The sequence below is a fragment of the Chromatiales bacterium genome, assembly GCA_014762505.1.
Taxonomy (GTDB): Bacteria; Pseudomonadota; Gammaproteobacteria; order SpSt-1174; family SpSt-1174; genus SpSt-1174.
This window is the reverse complement of the sequence record JABURS010000037.1, coordinates 1-20,933: the sequence shown is the minus strand read 5'-3', so window position 1 is coordinate 20,933 and position 20,933 is coordinate 1. Positions and strand designations below refer to the sequence as shown.

15 protein-coding genes are annotated in these 20,933 nt (G+C 63.6%); 5 read left to right on the top strand and 10 right to left on the bottom strand.

Features of this window, described 5'->3' with window-relative positions:
* The 8 genes from ubiE to dapF form a co-directional block, all read right to left on the bottom strand.
* Positions 1-750 (bottom strand): bifunctional demethylmenaquinone methyltransferase/2-methoxy-6-polyprenyl-1,4-benzoquinol methylase UbiE, encoded by a 750-nt coding sequence (ubiE, locus tag HUJ28_08225; GenBank protein ID MBD3619445.1) that lies wholly within the window; start codon positions 748-750, stop codon positions 1-3.
* Positions 751-781: 31 nt separating this feature from the next.
* Positions 782-1,141 (bottom strand): DUF971 domain-containing protein, encoded by a 360-nt coding sequence (locus HUJ28_08220; protein ID MBD3619444.1) that lies wholly within the window; start codon positions 1,139-1,141, stop codon positions 782-784.
* A gap of 19 nt (positions 1,142-1,160) precedes the next feature.
* Positions 1,161-1,775, bottom strand: a complete 615-nt coding sequence (locus tag HUJ28_08215) for a class I SAM-dependent methyltransferase (GenBank protein ID MBD3619443.1) — start codon at positions 1,773-1,775, stop codon at positions 1,161-1,163.
* A 13-nt stretch (positions 1,776-1,788) separates the two neighbouring features.
* A complete protein-coding gene (gene hslU, locus HUJ28_08210) occupies positions 1,789-3,120 on the bottom strand; it encodes an ATP-dependent protease ATPase subunit HslU (GenBank protein ID MBD3619442.1) in 1,332 nt (443 codons plus the stop codon).
* 60 nt (positions 3,121-3,180) lie between these two features.
* Positions 3,181-3,714, bottom strand: coding sequence for an ATP-dependent protease subunit HslV (hslV, locus tag HUJ28_08205; GenBank protein ID MBD3619441.1), 534 nt, complete (start codon positions 3,712-3,714; stop codon positions 3,181-3,183).
* Positions 3,715-3,790: 76 nt separating this feature from the next.
* The gene (xerC, locus tag HUJ28_08200) at positions 3,791-4,702 is read right to left on the bottom strand and encodes a tyrosine recombinase XerC (protein ID MBD3619440.1); all 912 of its coding nucleotides are present in this window, start codon (positions 4,700-4,702) and stop codon (positions 3,791-3,793) included.
* 10 nt (positions 4,703-4,712) lie between these two features.
* Positions 4,713-5,411 (bottom strand): DUF484 family protein, encoded by a 699-nt coding sequence (locus HUJ28_08195; protein MBD3619439.1) that lies wholly within the window; start codon positions 5,409-5,411, stop codon positions 4,713-4,715.
* Positions 5,408-6,238 (bottom strand): diaminopimelate epimerase, encoded by an 831-nt coding sequence (gene dapF, locus HUJ28_08190; protein ID MBD3619438.1) that lies wholly within the window; start codon positions 6,236-6,238, stop codon positions 5,408-5,410. Before dapF ends, HUJ28_08195 begins: the two co-directional genes overlap by 4 nt.
* Positions 6,239-6,461: 223 nt before the next feature.
* Here dapF and HUJ28_08185 point away from each other — a divergent pair, with 223 nt between their 5' ends.
* A complete protein-coding gene (locus HUJ28_08185) occupies positions 6,462-6,692 on the top strand; it encodes a sulfurtransferase TusA family protein (GenBank protein MBD3619437.1) in 231 nt (76 codons plus the stop codon).
* A 108-nt stretch (positions 6,693-6,800) separates the two neighbouring features.
* Here HUJ28_08185 and HUJ28_08180 read toward each other — a convergent pair whose 3' ends face one another.
* Together HUJ28_08180 and HUJ28_08175 are read right to left on the bottom strand one after the other, a co-directional pair.
* Complete coding sequence (locus HUJ28_08180) at positions 6,801-7,727, bottom strand: peptidylprolyl isomerase (protein ID MBD3619436.1); 927 nt, start codon at positions 7,725-7,727, stop codon at positions 6,801-6,803.
* Entirely contained in the window at positions 7,724-8,320 is a 597-nt protein-coding gene (locus HUJ28_08175) for an outer membrane beta-barrel protein (GenBank protein ID MBD3619435.1), read from the bottom strand. The genes HUJ28_08180 and HUJ28_08175 overlap by 4 nt, the downstream gene beginning before the upstream one ends.
* A gap of 90 nt (positions 8,321-8,410) precedes the next feature.
* Between HUJ28_08175 and HUJ28_08170 the strand changes: the two genes are divergently transcribed.
* The 4 genes from HUJ28_08170 to HUJ28_08155 all read left to right on the top strand — a co-directional run bounded on the left by HUJ28_08170 (position 8,411) and on the right by HUJ28_08155 (position 20,754).
* Entirely contained in the window at positions 8,411-10,165 is a 1,755-nt protein-coding gene (locus HUJ28_08170; protein ID MBD3619434.1) for a ShlB/FhaC/HecB family hemolysin secretion/activation protein, read from the top strand.
* A 121-nt stretch (positions 10,166-10,286) separates the two neighbouring features.
* On the top strand, positions 10,287-19,052 hold the full coding sequence (locus HUJ28_08165) for a hemagglutinin repeat-containing protein (GenBank protein MBD3619433.1): 8,766 nt from the start codon (positions 10,287-10,289) through the stop codon (positions 19,050-19,052).
* Complete coding sequence (locus HUJ28_08160; protein MBD3619432.1) at positions 19,049-19,930, top strand: hypothetical protein; 882 nt, start codon at positions 19,049-19,051, stop codon at positions 19,928-19,930. The genes HUJ28_08165 and HUJ28_08160 overlap by 4 nt, the downstream gene beginning before the upstream one ends.
* Before the next feature lie 224 nt (positions 19,931-20,154).
* Complete coding sequence (locus HUJ28_08155) at positions 20,155-20,754, top strand: hypothetical protein (GenBank protein ID MBD3619431.1); 600 nt, start codon at positions 20,155-20,157, stop codon at positions 20,752-20,754.
* Positions 20,755-20,933: the final 179 nt, after the last annotated feature.

Sequence of the window (20,933 nt, the reverse complement as noted above, 5' to 3'; positions counted from 1 at the left end):
CTAGAGCTTGTAGCCCGAGTGCAGGGCGACGATGCCGCCGGTGAGGTTGAAGTACTCGCAGCGCTCGAAGCCGGCTTCCTGCATCATGGCCTTGAGCGTCTCCTGGTCCGGGTGCATGCGGATGGACTCGGCGAGGTAGCGGTAGCTCTCGGCGTCGTTGGCCACCAGCTTGCCCATGAAGGGCAGCAGCCGGAAGGAATAGAGGTCGTACACCGGCGAGAGGCCGGGGGCCACGGGCCTGGAGAACTCCAGCACCAGCAGGCGACCGCCGGGCTTGAGCACGCGGTACATGGAGCGCAGCGCGGCGTCCTTGTCCGTGACGTTGCGCAGGCCGAAGGCGATGGTGATGAGGTCGAAGTGATTGTCCGGGAAGGGCAGGGCCTCGGCATTGGCCTGCACGTACTCGATGTTGCCGGCCACGCCCTCGTCGGTGAGGCGCTCACGGCCGCGCGCGAGCATGGAGGCGTTGATGTCGGAGAGCACCACCTGCCCGTCCGGGCCCACCAGGCGGGAGAAGCGCAGGGCCAGGTCGCCGGTGCCGCCGGCCAGGTCCAGCACGCGCTGGCCCTTCTTCACGGCCGCCTGCTCGATGGTGAAGCGTTTCCACAGGCGGTGGATGCCCATGGACATGAGGTCGTTCATCACGTCGTACTTGTCGGCGACGGAATGGAAGACGCCCGCGACCTTGCGCGCCTTTTCCTCGATCGGCACTTCCTGATATCCGAAGTGGGTCGTCTTCTTCTCGCTCATCTGCGCGGGCCCTGTTGTTGCGGTGCGTGGATCAGTTGTCGGTCTTGCGCTGGTAGCCGGCCTCTTCCAGCCGTTCGAGGTACTGCTGCCAGTAGGCCTTGTGGTTGAGGCCCAGGTCGTAGAGGTAGTTCCAGTCGTAGATGCCGGTGTCGTGGCCGTCGGAGAACACGAACTTGACGGCGTAGTTGCCGATGGGCTCGATGGCGTTGATGTTCACTGCCTCCTTGCCGATCTGCAGTACGTCCTGTCCGGGGCCGTGGCCGCGCACCTCCGCCGACGGGGAGTAGACGCGCAGGTACTCGCAGGGCAGCTTGAAGCGCGTGCCGTCCTCGTAGGCGAGTTCCAGGATGCGGGACTTCTGGTGCAGGTGGATCTCGGTCGGGCGTGTCATGTCACTCTCCGCTGGGCGTTCAGGCGCGTTTCTCGAACCGGCAGTATACGAAAGCCTGCTCGTTGCCGGCAGGCGTCGCGTGCATTTCGTGCCGGCTTTCGATCAATGTGTAGTCCGGGCCGAGGGTGGCGGCCAGGGTCTGTTCGTCGTACTGCTGCACGGGCAGGCCGCTGCACTGCTCCGGCCCGTCGGGCGCGAAGGCGGCGATGATGGCCTGACCGCCGACCTTGAGGAAACGGCCCAGGCGATCGAGGTAGGCCGCGCGGTCGGCATCCGTCGTCAGGAAGTGGAACACGGCGCGGTCGTGCCAGATGTCGTACTGTCGGGGCAGCTCGACCTCGGTGGCGTCGGCCGCGATCCAGGCGACGCGCTGGGCGAGCGTGCCCAGCCGCGCGCGGGCCTGGTCCAGGGCGGCCTCGGCGATGTCGACCACCGTGACGTCGACGAAGCCCGCCGCCACCAGGTCGTCCACCAGGCGGGAGGCGCCGGCGCCCATGTCGATGACGGCGGCATTGGGGATGCCGGCGGCGGCGATCAGGTCCAGCGAGGTGCCGGCCCGCGGCTGGAACCAGGCCAGCTCGTGGGCGGCCTTGCCGCGGTATACGTCTTCCCAGTGCGTCTTGCGGTCGCTCATGGTCAACCCGTCCCTAGAGTATGTAGCGGCTCAGGTCCTCGTCCTGCACCAGCTCGCCGAGGTAGCGGTCCACGTAGGCCGCATCCACGGTCACCGACGTCGCCCCGTCCGGCGCCTCGAAGGAGACGGTTTCGAGCAGCCGCTCCATCACGGTGTGCAGGCGGCGCGCGCCGATGTTCTCGGTGCGGGCGTTGACCTCGAAGGCCACCTCGGCGATGCGCTTTACGCCGTCGTCGGTGAAGCCCACCTCCACGCCCTCGGTGCGCAGCAGCTCGCGGTACTGCTCGGTGAGGCTCGCGCTGGGCTCGGTGAGGATGCGCACGAAGTCCTCGGCGGAGAGCGCGTCGAGCTCCACGCGGATGGGCAGGCGGCCCTGCAGTTCGGGGATCATGTCCGAGGGCTTGGACAGGTGGAAGGCACCGGAGGCGATGAACAGGATGTGGTCGGTGCGCACCATGCCGTACTTGGTGTTGATGGTGCAGCCCTCGATCAGCGGCAGCAGGTCGCGCTGCACGCCCTCGCGCGAGACGTCCGCCCCGCCGGTCTCGCCGCGCTTGGCCACCTTGTCGATCTCGTCGATGAAGACGATGCCGTTCTGCTCGACCATGGACAGCGCACGCGCCTTGAGCTCCTCCTCGTTGATCATCTTGTACGCCTCCTCGTCCGTGAGGACCTTCATGGCGTCCCTGATCTTCATCTTGCGCGTCTGCCGGCGCGCGCCGCCCAGGTTCTGGAACAGGCCCTGCAGCTGGCTGGCCATCTCCTCCATGCCGGGCGGGGTCATGATCTCCACGCCCGCCGGCGCGGCGCTCACCTCGATCTCGATCTCGCGGTCGTCGAGTTCGCCCTCGCGCAGCTTCTTGCGGAATTTCTGGCGCGTGCCCGAGTCATCGGCCGGCGCCGGCTCGCTGAGGAAGCCGGGGCTGCGCGGCTGCGGCAGCAGGGCGTCGAGGATGCGTTCCTCGGCGGCGTCCTCGGCACGGTGGCGCAGGCGACCGGCCTCCTGCTCGCGCATCTGCTTGATGGCCACGTCCACCAGGTCGCGGATGATGGAGTCGACCTCGCGGCCGACGTAGCCCACTTCCGTGAACTTGGTCGCCTCCACCTTGATGAAGGGGGCGTTGGCCAGGCGTGCCAGGCGGCGGGCGATCTCGGTCTTGCCCACCCCGGTGGGGCCGATCATGAGGATGTTCTTGGGCGTGACTTCCTGGCGCAGCGCCTCGGGCAGCTGCTGCCGGCGCCAGCGGTTGCGCAGGGCGATGGCGACGGCGCGCTTGGCGTCCTGCTGGCCGACGATGTGCTTGTCCAGTTCCTGGACGATCTCGCGCGGGGTCATCTCGGTCATGGGATAGCGGGTCTCTGTGTCGCGTGAAGAAGGGGTCAACCCTGAGAGTTGCGGGCGGGCCTAGAGTTCTTCAATGGTCAGGTGGTGATTCGTGTAGATGCAGATGTCGGCGGCGATGTTCAGGCCCTTCTCCACGATCTCGCGGGCGGAGAGCTCGGTGTTCTCCAGCAGCGCGCGGGCGGCGGACTGGGCGTAGGGGCCGCCGGAGCCGATGGCGATGAGGCTCTCCTCCGGCTCGATCACGTCGCCGTTGCCGGAGATGATGAGCGAGGCGGTGTCGTCGGCCACGGCCAGCAGTGCCTCCAGGCGGCGCAGCATGCGGTCGGTGCGCCAGTCCTTGGCCAGCTCCACGGCGGCGCGGGTGAGGTTGCCGCCGTGTTCCTGCAGCTTGGCCTCGAAGCGCTCGAACAGGGTGAAGGCATCGGCGGTGCCGCCGGCGAAGCCCGCGATCACGCGGTTGTCGTACAGGCGGCGCACCTTGCGCGCGTTGCCCTTCATGATGGTGTTACCCAGCGAGACCTGGCCGTCGCCGCCGATCACGACCTTGCCGTTGCGGCGCACGGACAGGATGGTGGTGCCACGGTATTGTTCCACGCGGGGGTCTCCGAAGATTCAGGGGTCGGACATTGTACACCAGGGGCCGGCCGGCTTCCCCCGGACGGGCGGCGGGTTATTCGCTGCCGCGCCGCTTGCGGGCCCGCGGGTGGGCCGCGTCGTAGACCTTCGCCAGGTGCTGGAAGTCGAGGTGGGTGTAGATCTGGGTGGTGCTGATGTCGGCGTGGCCGAGCAGCTCCTGCACGGCGCGCAGGTCGCCGGAGGATTCCAGCAGGTGGCTGGCGAAGGAGTGGCGCAGCATGTGCGGGTGCACGCCGCGGGCGAGACCGGCCGTGATGCCGCGCTCGCGAAAGCGCTTCTGCACCGCGCGGGGCGAGAGGCGGCGCCCCCGCTGGCTGACGAACAGGGCCGGTTCCTCCGGGGTCGCCAGCCCCGGGCGGGCGCGCAGCCAGTCGGCCAGGGCGCGCAGGGCCTGGCGGCCCACCGGCAGGTCGCGCTGTTTGCTGCCCTTGCCGGTCACGCGCAGCAGGGCGTCGTCACGGTCGACGTCGTCCAGGTTCAGCCCCACCAGCTCGGCCAGGCGCAGGCCGGAGGAATACATGAGTTCCAGCATGGCGGCGTCGCGCAGGGCCAGCGGATCGGTGCCCGCCGGCCTGAGCAGCTGGCTCATTTCGTCCACGTCCAGGGCCTTGGGCAGGCGGCGCGGCGACTTCGGGGCGGGGATGTCGAGCGCGGGATTGGCGGCGGCCAGGCCCTCGCGCATCAGGTAGTGGTAATAGCGGCGTATCGCCGAGAGCTGGCGCTTGAGGCTGCGCCCGCCCAGGCCCTGGCGATGCAGCTCGGCCGCGAAGCGGCGCACGTCGTGACCGGAAAGCGCCGTCCAGGACGCGACGCCCTCGCGTTCGCACCAGCCGAGCAGGCGGTTCAGGTCATGGGCATAGCCCGTGAGGGTGTGTGGCGAGTAGCGTCTTTCTTCCCGCAGGTGGCGCAGGAAGGCATCGAGGGGGGCGGTATCGGGGGCGCTCACGGCCGGGTCGTCAGGCGCCCCGGTTGGCGTGTACGGCCCCGGCGATCAGTTCGCCCAGGTAGCCCAGGAACAGGGTGCCCATGCCGGGGTGGAAGCGGGTGTCCTCGCGGCTGCCCAGGCCCAGCACGCCCAGGCGGCCGGCATTGAACAGGGGCACGGCCACGGCCGAGGCCACCTCGCCCGCATGCTCGCCGAACAGGAAGCCGAGCTGGCGCTGGCTGAGGCGGCCGCAGGCCGGGCGCCGGGTGTCGAACAGCTCGTCGAAGGCGGCCAGGCCGTCGTCCTCGGGGTCGACGTGGTGCGGGCTGTCGGCGGCGCCCGGCTCGCCGATCAGGCGCACCACCACGTGGTCGGCCTTGAACTCGCTGCGCAGCAGTTCCTGGGTGGTGGCGAGCACGCCGTCCAGGCCGTCGGCCTCCATCAGGGCCAGGGCCAGGCGGTGCAGGCGGCTGCTCAGGTGCTCGTTGTCGCGGGCCACCTGCACCAGGTCCATGAGCTTGCGTTCCAGCTGGCGGTTCTTGTCGCGCAGCAGGCCCACCTGGCGCTCCACCAGCGACACCGCGCCGCCGCCCACGTGGTGGGGCAGGCGCATCAGCGCCAGCAGTTCGGTGTGGCGTTCGAAGAAGTCCGGATGGGCCCGCAGATAGGCGTCCACGGCCTCGTCGGTCAGGGCGGGTGCCGCGCTGTCTCGCTCGGTCTGGGTGGTCATAGGTCGATGGTCCCCTCGAATACACTTTCCGCCGGGCCGGTCATGAGCACCGGCGCGGCGTCCCCGGGCCAGCTTATCATAAGACGTCCGCCCGGCAGGTCCACGGCCACCAGCTCGTCGAGCAGGCCCTGGATGCGCCCGGCCACCACCGCCGCGCAGGCGCCGGTGCCGCAGGCCAGGGTCCCGCCCGCGCCGCGTTCGTAGACGCGCAGGCGGATGTGGTTGCGGTCCACCACCTGCATGAAACCGACGTTTACGTGATTCGGGAATCGCGGATGCGCCTCGATGGCCGGCCCGAGCCGCGCCACCGGTGCGGTCTGCACATTATCTACGCGCAGCACGGCATGGGGGTTGCCCATGGAGACGGCACCGATCTCCACGGTCTCGCCGTCCACCTCCAGCAGATAGGCCGTGTTCGCCGCCTCGGCCTCGAAGGGGATGTCGGCCGGCGTCAGCCGCGGCGGGCCCATGTCCACCGTCACCTGGCCGTCGGGCTGCACCTTCAGCAGGATGCGCCCGCCGCCGGTGAGCACCGGGATCTCGGTCCGGTCCGTCAGGCCGCGCTCGCGCACGAAGCGCGCGAAGCAGCGCGCCCCGTTGCCGCACTGCTCCACCTCGTTGCCGTCGGCATTGAAGATGCGGTAGCGGAAGTCGGCTTCGGGCACCGGCGAGGGCTCCACCACCAGGACCTGGTCGCAGCCCACGCCGAGGCGGCGGTTGGCGAGAAAGCGCACGCGTTCCGGCGTCAGGTCGACGGCCTGGTTGATGGCGTCGATCACGACGAAGTCGTTGCCCAGGCCGTGCATCTTGGTGAAATGGAGTTTCATAGGAATGCGCAGGATACCGCTAACCGCCCGTTTTTCCATCTGTTTTTATAGTTATAGCCCTATTTAGGACGGGTATATCAAAGAATTGTGAAATACGCCGGGTCTATGGTAAGGTGCAGCCTCTTCGGGCCCGCGCATGCACTTGCAGGGCGGTTTTACCGAGAAAAGCTTGATTAAAAGACCCTGTCAATCACTGCTGACTACATAACGAACGGGAGGTCCCATGACTGACTTCGCTTCCGAACTCGACGCTCGCGGCCTGAACTGCCCGCTGCCGATCCTGCGCACCAAGAAGGCCATCGCCGAACTGAACTCCGGTGACGTGCTGAAGGTTGTCGCCACCGACCCGGGTGCCGTGAAGGACTTCGAAGCCTTCTGCAAGCAGACCGGTAACGAGCTGGTCGAACACAGCGAAGCCGGCGGCGAATTCACCTTCTTCATCAAGAAGGGCTGAGCACCGCCTGCTTCGAACCGGAGACCTCCGGTTCAGAAAAAAGCCGACCGGGAGACCGGTCGGCTTTTTTTGTGCCTGGCGTCAGGCAGGGCGCATCCCGGTGAACGGCTATTGCGCGTCGGGGGCGCGGCCCTGGAGGTCGTCCGCAGTGGCCGGCTCGATGTCGGCCTTTGCCACCAGCTGATCCAGCCACGCCTGTGTCGCCTGGCGTTCGAGCTGCTGGCGGATGATGGGGGCGGCCTGCTCGAAGGGCATCGGTCTTGCATCGCGCACGTCATCCAGGATGGCGACATGCCAGCCGAAGCGCGTCTGGAATGGCCGCGAGACGGTGCCCACCTCGAGACGGGTCAGCTGTGACTCGAACTCCTCGTCCAGCGTGCCGAGGAGGAAATAGCCCAGGTCGCCGCCACGCAGGCCGGTGTTCTCATCCAGGGAGAAGAGCTTCGCCAGTTCGCCGAAGGGGCGGTTTTCCAGGGCCTGCAGGATGGTGCCGGCCTCCTGTTCGTCCTTCAGCAGGATGTGGCGTGCGCGGTATTCCTTCTTGCCCTGCAGGGAGGCGACCAGTTCGTCGTAGCGCTGCCGGATGCTGGCCTCGTCTACGAGGCCGGGCGTCAGCTGGTCGAGATAGGCGAGCTTGGCGATCCGGTTGCTGGATTTGTCCATGAGGGCCTGCACCTCGGGGCGCCGGGTGATCTGCGCCTCGTCGGCGAGCTGTCGCACCAGCCGGTCCTGCGTCAGATTGAGAAGGGCGGTCTCGAAGATCTCGGGCGGAATGGATTCGAGCTGGCCCCACTGCAGCAGTTGCTCGTTGCTCGCCAGGTCCTGCAGGTAGGGAATGAGCTCCGACTTGTGCACGGGGGTGCCGTTCACGCGCGCCAGAACGGGGTCGTCGGTATTGCTGGCCGGTGTCCCGGTGCTGGCCGCATCGACGGGCGCAGACGCCTCGTCGATGGTCTGTCGCGGATAGAACTGATAGGCGAGGCCGGCGGCACCGAGGACGAAGATGCCGATGACGAGCAGGCGTGTGGTTTTCATATCGATCCCTGAAAGTAATAGGTGAATCCGATTCGAATGGTGTCGAGCGAGCGCTCCGTCCGGGTCTGGATGTCGACCTCGGTCAGGCCGATGAAGACGGTCGACCGGGTGGACTCCTCGATCGGGTCGTAGCGCGTCCACTCGGCGCTGAATGATGCATGATTGGTCAGCCGGTATTCAAGGCCGAGCCCATAGCTCAGGCGATTGTCGGTGAACTTCTCGATCCGGCTGACGCCCAGGCTGGTGTAGACCTCCAGCGGCGCCAGTTCATAGCCGAGGCGCAGGTGGGTGCCATAGAGATAGTCGTCGTCATCGAAGGTCATCACGGCCAGTTCCGGCGCCCAGAAGTGGCGATCGGTCAGGCGGCTCTTGAACTTGTAGCCGGCGCGCATTCCCCAGTTGCCATAGGTGTCGCGCGCCTCGCCGAAACTGGTCGGCTCGATGGCGGAATAGGTCGTGGTGGTCTCGGTGTCGAGGGTGTGCCGGGCGGCGTCGAGGCCCAGATAGAACTGGCTGCCCGCGTGACTGAAACCGCTGGCCAGCAGCAGGCAGCACAAGCCGATGAGGGAATGTAACCTGGAAAAGCGCGTCATTTGCCATCGTCCCTGAGGTGGTTATAAGATTCGCCGCGAATCGCCAATCATAGCAATAAACCCCCCGCCGCTGGACAGCATGGATCGCTCATGAAGTGGATGACCCGCGCGTTTTTCCCCCTCCTGCTGGTGGGCCTCTCCCCGGTACTCGTTGCCGCGCCACCCGATGCGGTGGTCGAACAGCAAAGCGAACAATTGCTGCGCGAGCAACAGCAGCAGCTCAAGCTGCTCGAACGCGAGCGCAACCTGCGGGAGCTGGAACGCTCGCTGCGCGTGCTCGAGCCGCCCACGCCGGAACCGGCGCCGGAGCGGGCGGTGCCGCCCGTGTGCTTCGAGATCACCCGGATCGAGCTGCGCGGTGCGGACAATCTCTACGCCTTCGAAAAACAGTCCCTGATCGAGCCCTATCTGAATCGCTGCCTCACGGTCGAGGACATCGATCGCCTGCGCGTGGACATCGACCGGTTCTACATCGAGAAGGGCTGGATACTCTCGCGGGCCTATCTGCTGCCGGAGCAGAACCTGAAGGAGGGCGTGCTGATCTTCCAGGTCCTCGAGGGCCGGCTCGACAGCATCAAGCTGAATGAAGGCCGCCTGCACGACCGCCTGCAGGTGCTCACCGCCTTTCCCGGCATGGTCGACGAGGTCGCCTACATCCGCGACATCGAGCAGGGTCTGGAACAGATCAACCGCCTCACATCGAACCGGGCGACCATGGATATCGTCCCGGTGCCGGAGAAGCCCGGCTACGGCCAGCTGCAGATCAGCAACCAGCCGGAGGACCGTTTCCGCTATCACCTGGGCTACGACAACCTCGGGTCAGAGAGCACCGGGCAGGACCAGGGCAAGCTGGTCGCCGACGTCGACAACCTGCTGTGGCTGAACGATCAGTGGATGATCACGGCCTCGCAATACGTGGGCGGCGATGACGAGGAGAAGGACAGCGAGAGCATCAGCGCCAACCTGTCCATCCCCTATGGCTACTGGACGCTCAATCTCAACCACAGCTATTCCCGCTACCTCACCACCATCAGCGACAACGTCGGCGACTTCAGGCTGAGCGGCGACTCGACCACCAGCCGGCTGAAGGCCTCGCGGGTCGTCCACCGCGACCGGCACAGCAAGACCAGCTTCGGCATGGACCTGGCGCACAAGGCGAACGACAGCTTTCTCGAGGACGTGCGCCTGGATACCAGCTCGCGCAGGCTGACCATCTTCACCATCGACGCCCAGCACGTGCGGCGTGTCCCGAGCGGCATCTGGTCCTTCGGCGCGGCCTATGCGCGCGGCCTGGACCTGTTCGATGCCCTGCAGGACGGGCCGGTGCGCGATGACGACGTGCCGCGCGCCCAGTTCGAAAAACTCAGTCTCGATGTCTCCACCATCCAGACCCTGGGCGTGCTCGGCGAGGGCTGGAGCTATCGCGGCCTGTTGTCCGGCCAGCTGAGCCGCGACCCGCTGTTCGGCTCGGAGCAGATCACGCTGGGGGATTCGGGCACGGTGCGGGGCTTTCGCAACTCGCCGCTGGCGGGCGATTCGGGCGCGTATCTGCGCAACGACCTGATCTGGGACCTGCCGGGCGATTCCGTCCTGACGCGGGGCATGAGCCTCTCCCTGGGACTGGACGGCGGGTATCTCGTGGCCATCAACGACAACCTGGCCAATTCGGGCGAGCCCGATGCCTGGCTGGCCGGTGTCGCCCTGGGCGTGCAGCAGTCGGTGTCACTGCCCTGGCGGCAGGTGCTGACCTGGTCTGCCACCTACGGCCATCCGCTGCATCACCCGGACATCGTCGAGGCCGACGACCACATCTTCTATGCCAGCGTGGACTGGAAGTGGTGGTAGCCCGGCCGGCTTATAAGGCATAAGACATCCTTATGGCGCCGGCGTCGATTTTTGGTATCCTTTTCGGTTCGAGCGCGCATAAAACCCGTCGCAGGACACACAATCAGGGAAGTATCTCCAGATGGATCTGGCCGCACTCCGCAAGTCGCCCCTCGCCCTCGCCGCCGCCTTCTGCAGTGCCGTCACGCTGCACAGCGGACTGGTCCATGCCGACATCGTGGCCGACGGCGCCACCGCCACCACGGTCGACCGCATCGGCGGGGCCGAGGTCGTCAACATCGCCCGGCCGTCTGCCGGCGGCGTCTCGCACAACACCTTCGACCGTTTCAGTGTCGGCACCGAGGGTGCGGTCATCAACAACTCCCGGGTGGACGGCACCTCTGCGCTGGCGGGTGACCTGGCCGCCAACCCGAACCTGGCCGGCGGCACGGCCCGCATCATCCTCAACGAAGTCACCAGCAACCGCCGCAGCGACCTGAACGGCACCACCGAGCTGTTCGGTGACAACGCCCGCTACATCCTCGCCAACCCCAACGGCATCACCTGCGACGGCTGCGGTTTCATCCGCACGCCCACCGCGGCGGGCGATGCCGGCACGCGCCTGCAGGAGGTGCTGCTGAGCACCGCCGTGCCCGAGCTGGATGCCCTGGATGGCGCCACCATCCGGCTGACGGTGGACCGCAACAACACCGCGCAGCTGATCATCGGCGCGGGCGGGCTGGATGCCTCGAATGTCGACATCACCACCCTGCTGACCCGGCAGGCCAGCGTGGACGGCCTGGTCGAGGCCCTCGGCGGCCAGCTGCAGCTGTACGCCGGTGCCGGCGAGATGACCGTGGCCGATGGCGCCGCGACCACCTGGCAGCCAGACCCGTCTGCCGGCGGGCGCGACGTGAGCGTGGCCATCGATGCCTCCGCCGCCGGTGCCATGCATGCCGGTCAGATCTTCATCCGGGCCACGGACGCGGGTACCGGCGTCAGCCTGCCCACCGACCTGCTCGCCAGCGGCGACATCGAGATCACCGCCGCCGGCGACCTGGTGTATCGCGATGCGCGCAGCCAGGCCGGCGATGTGCGCATCGGCACCACGGCGGCCGGGGCGGACCTCGTGAGCGACGGCCTCACCCAGGCGGCGGGCGACGTCGTGCTCGTAGCCGACGGGGATGTGCAGGCGGCGCAGCTGCGTGCGGGCGGCGACGTCGACGTCAGCAGCCAGTCGGGCCGGCTCACGGCCGGCGCGGTGACGGCGGGCGGCGCCGTCGACCTGGCCTCGCAGGACGACCTCGTCTATGGCAGCGCCGAGGCGCAGGGTGGCGACGTCACGATCGGCACCACCGACGCCCGGGCCGAGATCCGCACCACCGGCAGCACCGTTGCCGCCGGCGATGTCACCTGGCAGATCAGCGGCGAGGCGGCGCAGATCACCGATGGTCCGGGACAGCTCAGCGCGGGCGGGGCCATCAACCTCCACTGCGCGGCGGGCGACGGGGCCTGCCGCGTGGTCTCGCAGCGCGACCTGACGCTCGCCGCCGGCACGCTGAACACCCAGGCCGACATCGAGACGGCGGCCGGGCGGGACCTGACCATCCAGGCCGACCTCGACAGCGGGCGCCGTTTCGACAGCGGCGGGGACCTGCGCATCGCCGCGGCCGCCGGCGACATCCGCAGCACCGGCAGCCTGCGTGCCGCCGGCGACATGACGCTGGTCACCGCCGCCGGCGCGCAGCTGATCCTGGATGGCAGCCTGGTCGCCGGCGGGGAGCTCTACCTGCAGGGTGACGGCAGCTATCGCCACGATGCCACGGGCACCCAGCAGATCGGCGGGCAACGCCACATCGACCTGTACGAACTGATCAACCAGGACGTGCTGGCCGATCTCGCCGACGGCACCCTGCGGGTAAGCCGGCTCGACAACCAGGGGCTGATCGAGAACCAGGGCGCCCTGCGCCTGCTGGTGGACGAGCGGCTCGACAACAGCGGGCTGATCGTCTCGCTGGAGGGCGCCGTGGACATCGGCCACCGGCTGCCCGGCGAGGTGACGGGGCAGATCCACAACAGCGGGCTGATCACGGCGCTGGACCTGACGAACAACCAGCTGGGCCAGAGCGGCATGATCCTCGACCCCAGTGACCTGGTGATGGCGCATACGCGCGCCATCCTGGACGGCAGGCAGCGCAGCGCCGCCGACCTCACGCGCGAGATCCAGGACGCCAACGCCCGGCTGATCGCCGAGCTGAACCTGGACGAGGCCGTCACCGGCGTGGTCGGCATCCAGGCCGAGCGCCTGACCCAGACCGGCACGGGCCGCATCAGCGGCAGCGACGTCAACCTGCAGGTCGGCACCCTGGCCAACCAGGGCGGCCAGATCACGGCCGGGCGGAACCTCTCCATCACGGGTGAGGTGCTCAGCAACGGCAACGTGGCGCCCTACTACGGCGTGATCAGCGCCGGGCGGCGGCTGCAGGCCACGCTCGGCCAGCGGCTCGACAACAGCGGGATGATCGAGGGCGGCAACGTCATCCTCGATGCCCCCGTGATCAACAACACCGGTGGCGGCTGGACGCCGGCGGCCCCGGCCGGCGGCGTGATCGACACCGCGGGCTACCTGGACGCGCTCGGTGGCCAGGCCTGGTTCGCGCAATCCGGCGGTGACTACCGGCACATCCTGCGGCCACTGTACGACAACGACCTGCTGGTATCCGACCCCACCCGGCTCACCCGTGCGTTCCTGGATGCCGGCGGCATCCGGCTCGGGCCGAACGCGCAGCTGGCGGGTGACGACGTCTACCTGGCCGAGCTCCTCATGCACGCGCTGCGTGCGCAGGGTGGCGTGTCCTTTGCCACCGGGGACCGCAACGGCCTGGGGCAGCTGAGCACGCTGTACGGCAACACCCGGGCCTACATGGAGGCCACCGGCCTCGCCTTCGGCCAGCTGCCCGACAGCAGCCAGCGTGCCGCGGTCCGGGAGCCGGTGCTGGTGTTCGCGCCGCAGGCGCAGGCCGATGGCCGCACCCTCTATGTCCCCCGGCTGCTGCTGCCGGAGGCGGGCGGCGGCCTGCAGCACCGGGCCGAGCGCCTGAGCGCGCAGATCGTGGCCCAGGAGAACCTCTTCCTCAAGGGCGAGACCATCACCAACCGCGATGCCGATCTGCTGGCCGGCGACAACCTGGTGATCGAGGCCGTCGACCTCAACATCAGCGGCCGGCAGCGCGACTGGTATGTCGACGCCGATGGCCAGGTGCGTTATCGCACGGCGCAGATCGCGGCGGGCAACGACGTGGTGGTGCAGCTGAGCGGCCGCTACGTGCAGGATGGCGCCCAGGTCCTGGCCGGCAACCAGGTGCTGGTGCAGGCGCAGTCCATCGACATCGCCGACCGGCGCCGCACGCCGCCGGCGCATCTGGCGCAGGAACGCCCGCTGCGCCACATCGCCGTCGCCGCGCCCTGGAGCGGCCTGATGAAACTGCAGGCCCGCCGCGCGCAGACCGCCGAGCCGAAGCGGGTGACGATGGCCGGCAACGCGACCTACCGGGCAGGCGATGCCGGCACGGCGAACGTGCAGGGCGGCAGCGTGCTGCTGATCGCGCAGGACGACATGACCCTGACGCAGGCCGACATCCGTGCCGTGCGGGCATCGGCAACACCATCGGTGGCCTCGATGACTGCCGGATCGACATCGGCCGATGGCAGCCTGGTGCTGGTCGCCCGCGGCGGCGACATCACCCAGCAGGCCGGTTACCTGTCGGGCGAGAGCATCCTGATGCAGGCGGAGGGCGATATCCGCACGGCGAGCGTGATGTCGGTGCGCGAGCGGCAGTGGGACATGGCGAACCGCCGGGGCAACCGCGTCCACTATTTCTACGGCGACGGAGAGGAAACCCGCACGCGCAGCACGGTGCGCGCCCAGCAGGTGACGGTGGACGTGGCAGAGATCGAGGCGGGCGAGGGCGGTCTGGTGCAGGTGGCCGGCAACAACATCGAGAATCGCGGCACGGAGCTCGGCTCGGCCGGTAACATCATGCAGCAGGCCGGCGGCGATATCGTCAACGAGAGCCTGGCCCAGCGCTATCTCCGCGAACAGGTGACGACACACCGCAGTACCTGGGAAGACCACAGCCTGGTCAGCACCAGCGACACACAACGCACCCTGCACGACGTCCAGGTGCAGCAGGCGAGCCTGCAGGCCGCGGGCGACATCATCCAGGATGCTGGCGGGCATATCCGGCACATCGGGGCAGAGGTCACCGCCGGGGGCGACATCCTGCAGCAGGCCGGTGACGGTATCGAGAACGCCACCCTGCTGGCCCGCGCCAGCGATCGCCGCCAGCGCGAGACCTGGCAGAAGTACACGCCGGACGACGACGACAGTTTCTTCGGTCGTCGCCAGGTACGGGACGATGGCCCGCACGATGTCACCACCTACCAGCGGCGCGACGTCATCGGCACGCTCGAGGCCGGAGGCGACATCGTCGCCCGGGTGGAAGACGGCGACTACCGCAACAGCGGCAACCTGACCGCCGGCGGCGACATCGTCGTCGCGGCACGCGACATCCGCAACGATCGCCTGGTGAGCGGCCGGGGCAACGAGGCCGTGATCCTCGATACCGGCCGGCTCGCGGCCGGGGGCGACATCCTGCTCTCGGCCGAGCGCGACATCGTCGATACCGCCGGGCGCTACCGGGCGGATGGCGACATCATCCTGCAGGCGGAAGGGGATATAAGCCAGGAGGCGATCCGGATCGACCGGTCCAGCGGGACCATCTCGCGCGGCTGGTTCACCTTCGGCAGCAAGACCCGCGAGATCGACCATACCGTGGGTCGTTTCACGGCCGGCGGCGCGATGGTGATCGACGCCGACGGGGACGTGAAACTCGCCGGCAGCCAGGTGCAGGCCGAAGACATCCGCATCCGCGGGGAGAACGTCCGGCTCGAGGCCCTGCGCAACCTGCGCCAGACCGAGACCATCCAGGGCGCGCGCGAGATCAGGCGCACCGTGCGCCACGACGTCGTCACGCTGGCAAGCCGCGGCGATCTGGCCATCCAGGCAGGGCAGGACCTCATCACCTACGGCAGCCGGATCCGCGCCGGAGACGGTGAAGACAGCATGCTGTCCCTCAATGCCGGCGGCGACATGCGCCTGCTCGGCGTGAACAACGAAGACTATTACTACTACTACCGCAAGAAGAAAAAGAGCTTCGGCCGCAGCAAGACGACCATCATCGAGAGCCGGGACGTCAAGCTGGTGGAAACGGAGCTCGCCAGCGGCGGCAACGTCTTCGTCAACCTGGGCGCACAAGGTCCGCAGGAGAGCGGGCGGGTGGTGCTGGAAGGCACCCGCATCGCGGCCGGCCAGGACCTGATGCTCTATGCCGGCGACAGCCTCAACGTGCTGTCCGGCTTCGAATACAGCACCTACCGCAAGGAGCGGCACAAGAGCGGCTTCGGCGGCTTCTCGAAATCCGGCAGCGTGCACCGCTCCGAGGCGCAGCGCCTCGGGCATGCCGAGCTCACCAGCGGCGGCGACACCATCCTGCTTGCCGCAGGCGACATCAACGTCGTGGCCGGCCGCATCCGCGCCGAGAACATCATGGCCGATGCCGGCTACCAGTCCGGCGACGACCGCCAGGCGAACATCAACATCGTCGGCGAGAAGGAGGCGCTGGCGGTGTTCGAACACGAATACAAAAGCAGGATAAAGCTGAAGTTAGAAGATGACTTTCTGAGTATTGCCGAGGAGCGGCATGATAAGCACTGGAAAACCGAAGAAAGCTATGTTGGCTCGATTCTCGAAGCCAGGAAGGATATTCAGATTTCCGCAACCGGCGGTGTGGATGTCATGGGTTCGGAGATCAATGCCGGTCGAGACCTATATGTATCGGCAAACGAAGTAAGGATCGCAGCCGGTAGAAGCTATTCAATGGACAGGGAAGAGCAGACGGTCGAGCGCGTTGGGCTTGAGGTGAAGTTTGACGGCAATGGCATGAATTCCTTCGCGGGTATTGAAACACGTGGATTGACTAGTGAGCATTATAAGGATGACGTCAATCTTGGACGAATTCAGGCAGGAAATGACATTCGGATTGCAGCCAAGACCGATGTGCTTCACGGAGCAGGAGAAATTCTCGCAGGGAGAGATATCGACATTATGACAGGAGGGTCGATACAGCTAATTAGCGAAGAAAGCACGGAAACAATGCGTCATGTCGAAAGCTTGAGTCGCAGCGGAATAAGCGCTGGTCTGCAGCACAACTTTGAAGACACGGTTGATGCGATTCGTGCGTCTGACGATGGCGACGACGCAGTGAGCAAGATAAGTGGGAATCTGAAAGCCATTGATGCTATCGATAATTTCCTGACTGGTCCAACGGCAAACGGATTTGTGGGCACAACGACGACGACGACCACATCAATGGAGAGAAATACGCTAGCGCGTGGTGCAGAGGTGTGGGCTGGAAGAGATGTCAGTATAAAGGCTGATGAGGACATCCGCCTGCAAGGTTCTCGGATGATGTCCGTTGCTGACCTGCGTCTGAGTGCACGTGATATTGGTATCGAGGCGGCGACTAATGAGTTCGTTCAAGACATAGATACGCGGTTCGAGCGTTATGGTCTCATCATCAATGCACAAAAGAATACAGCAAGTGCCGGGTTCGGTGGCAGTTTCGACGATCAGGAGATGGACTACAGGGCTACCGGTGCACAGAGCAGCATGCTTTATGCTGGAGGAAGTGCCGAAATCCGCGCGTTGAGTGATCTAATGGTGCGGGGGAGTGAGGTCTCTGCGGAGCAGGATATCCGAATGATTGCCGGTCGTGACCGGTATATCGATGCGCAGAAATCGTATAGCCGCTATGAAGAACGAGGCCGCAGTGGGGGAGGAGAGGTTGGTATATCTGCTACGGCTGGTGAGGGTGGTGTTGCAGTCGGCATATACGGTAGCGTGCATCTTGGTCGAAACGATTTGGAGCGTGATCAGCAGGGCTTTAACAATAGCCAAATTGCTGCGGGTGGCAGAATCGACGTGAAAAGTGGTGGCGACACCCAGGTGATGGGTGCAGTAGTCGAAGGCAGCCATATCGCACTGGATATTGGCAATGATCTGACAGTGGCGTCGTTGCAGGATACAGGTCGAGCCGATGGGGAGCGGATCGATGGAAGCCTGCGCGTGGTGGTCGGAATGGGTACCTCGGTTTCCGGATCGTTGGGTTATGGCAAAACCAGTGGTGAAAAGGCCTGGGTGGAAGAGCAGACACGCTTGATCGGGCGCGATTCAGTAAACGCCCAGGTCGGAGGGCATACACATCTGGGCGGCGCAGTAATCGCTGCTGAGAACGGGGATCTCTCGTTTGATACTCAAACCCTCAGTTTCAGTGACTTATACGATAGGGATAGAGAGAAGTCATATTATGCGAATGTGAGCCTGACCTTTAGCGGTGATAATGCTCAGCAGGAATCGAATAATCGGGCAACCAATCAGCCGGTACGATCTGGCAGGCAAGAGGACGGTTCAGCAGGGTTGGGTGGGACATTTTCCGGTTATTACAACAATCACGATTACCGTCAGATAAATCGCGCGACAGTCGGTGCGGGGAGTGTGATCGTGCGTGCGGATCAGGGTACGGGTAGGGATAGTATCAGTGGGCTGAATCGTGATCTGGCGCAGGCACAGGTCATAACCCGTGATCGCGAGCAGGAAACCACAGTGTATGTGAGTGACAGTTCGCTGAGCACATTGAGAGGGATGTTTGCCAGTGACGACCCTGATACCAGGATCAGTGAAAACACCTTCGGTCGATGGAAAGACGACTTCAACGAATATGGGCGTAACACGGTCCGGGCTTACCACATGCTGGACGCGCTTGGTGAGATAGAGAGTGGTAATGCCTTCGTCGATGGGATGAGCAGAATCACAGAGGGTTATAACAAGACCGTGGATTGGCTGGATGGTTTTGGCATTTTCAGTTCCGGCCTGTTTCCGGGGGTTACAAATCATGGTGGATTGATGGGCCAGGTCCCGGCGCTGATCGTGGGCGATCAGTTCTATTACCGTGTGCGGGCGCCATTAACAACGGATCAGAAAACAGGAAAGTTGATCATCGATCTTAATAAGTTGGAGGTGCTGGGCGAAGTAGATCGACCTGAAGATAACGACTATGTCTTCACGAATGGCATACAGAACTCCATGGAAGAGGCTATAAGAAATGGCGCACAACAGACCGGGGCAGAGGAGTTTATCGTTGCGTATAACCCAGAGCATGGTCTGTCGGGCGATATCGTGGAGACAACATGGGATTTGCTACCAACGAGTAGTATTGTTTCATCCGGGAATGTGCGACAGTTTAAGAGTTTCTTGCAAAAAGGCATCGATCAAAATCATACGATCAATCTCGCGGGACACAGTCAGGGTGGGCTGATTACCTATCGTGCGATTGACGGGCTTGATTTCACGAACGACGATGGGGTGAAAAAAACTGGAACCTTGTTGTTATCTGGTGCGCCTGTAAAAGCTGGTAGATTCTTCAAGGTTGCTGATGAAGCTGGTTTTGTAGTTAAGAAATCAGATGATTCAGAGAATCGTGTGATTTTTCAGCTAAATGAGAATACAGCTCGAACGTCATATTTTGGATACCCATTAACTGATTCAGTAGCAACAATGCCATTATTAGGTAATAACTATGATCGAAACACATCTGGAGCATTCTTGGGTAGTATTCTTTCACTCCCATACCTTCTGGGAGATGAAAGTCCTCACAGCAACTATCACTGTCACAACGTAACATGCGCTGCTGGTGGGCAACAACCGGCGATGAATATATACCGACATAGTAAGTACTATTTGCCTCCGACCTTTATTGAGCCAGATGGGAGTAGAAGAAATCTCCCATGAATAGACGATTAGTAATTCTACAGCTAGCAATGATTGTGTTATCGGTAGCCACTGGCTGTACTGGCTTGAGCAATTCATTTAGAGACGATGTGGTATTCATCCAGGATGCGTGTGGGTTCGATTTCGATCAGCGGATTGAGCTAGAGCGTCTTAGTTTTAAGCTGCCTTCATTCTGGTCGAGGCTATCACCTTGTCAGGCCATGCAAATCAGTCGAAATACCCATCGCGATGACTGGGGCGTTAATGCCAGGATGATATATGGAGAAGGCAAAGTTATAGTGTTAGATAAGGCGGCGGGCTTCGGGATTTCTTCGAATATTCATCTCATCGGGAAGGAGCTCGTCAGGCCTGATGAATGGTTGATTGAGCGACAGGAGTATTGGCAAATGGATTTGCATGATGAAAACTCGAGGCCCAAAGAGCGTAATTTGACGCGCATACGATACGGACAACTAGACTGCTGGCGGATTGAAACGATGAGTTACATGGAGAAAATCGATCAAGATGGTCACTTCCGAGGCCAATACCAGCAGTCTTACTTGAGTATAGGGTACGAGTGTTGGGATATGAGAGATGAGGAATATCCTTCCATTGGGTTTAGCGCGGGAGTCGCTTATCAAGGCGGTAAGCCCCTTTACGATATCGATATCGATCAGGTATTAGTCAAGCCGGTGCTCGAGTCTATCGAACTGAAAGACCTTAGTTCTGCGGCATATGAGAAGCGCCTTGCAGAAACGCGGCAACGTGAAAGGGAGCGTTGCAATCGACTCGTAAAAGGTGCATGGGAGTCTGGAACGCGCAACATCGATGACCACTACAAGCGACTTATCCGGGAATGCGGGTATGACCCAAATACGCTGGAGCGAATTGATCAGTAGGAGCCGCGAATTGGTTGCGGTTCACAGGCCGATGATTGCTCGAACCAAACTTCTGGGTATTAACTCGTTGTCTAGGAGTCCGGGAAATCAGGTGTGCCAAAGCCTGGAGCCGAAGGTGATGCCTTCGGTTGACATGGTAGTTTACGTAGAGTTTCAGTGGTCGAGCGCTAGCGAGCCTAGCCGCAGTTTTCTATGAGCCTGAGTCTTAACAGATTGATGTGATTATGGAGATGGATATGGATTGTCGCCCTGCCTTTGTTCTGCCGCCGCTCCTCTTTCTGTCAGCATGTGCACTGCCGCCGGAATCACGCGAACCAGTTTCTGCAACAGATACGCTCTCCCTGTTTTCCTCGGCCACGCCAGGGTGTCAGTCCTCATCGACTGTTATCGATGGAAAAACGATTGATACCGTGTTCTGTATCCGGCAGGAAATGTTCAAGCCATCGCAATATCTTGTGCGAGTAAATGGTCAGACCGTCTTCGCCGGCAGCTCCAAGGGCTCACCAGAGTTCTCAAAAGAAATCGTTGGAGGCGTCGCCGAAGGGACATGTGTTTCCATGCTCTCGGTTTATAACATGGCGGAAATGAAACCTGCCATCATCGACTCCCTGCCTGAGTCAGTTATCGCAGACTGCAGAATTGATACGAATGATGATATGCGTGTCAAATCATTCGAAGAATCACCAGTGTGTCATGTCGCGTTGAACAAGTTCCACTTTGCCACACGCGGTAATACTGATCTAGTCCCGGTGGAGTTGTCACGCGTATGCGGCGTCTCATTGAATGATAAGGAAGTGTTCCGCGGCGAGTTTAGTTTCGAATGACGAGTTTCACGAAAGGATTGTCGCAAGTATAAAGGATTTCGAATGTAGCCAATGATGTGGTTTCAACGGACGACGTGGGCCAGACCTTCATTCTGCCTTACTGGATATATGTGCTAAGTGCTATCGTAAGCTTCCCCGTCAAGTAGACAACCCAAAAGTAGAATCACTTGCCTGCTTGA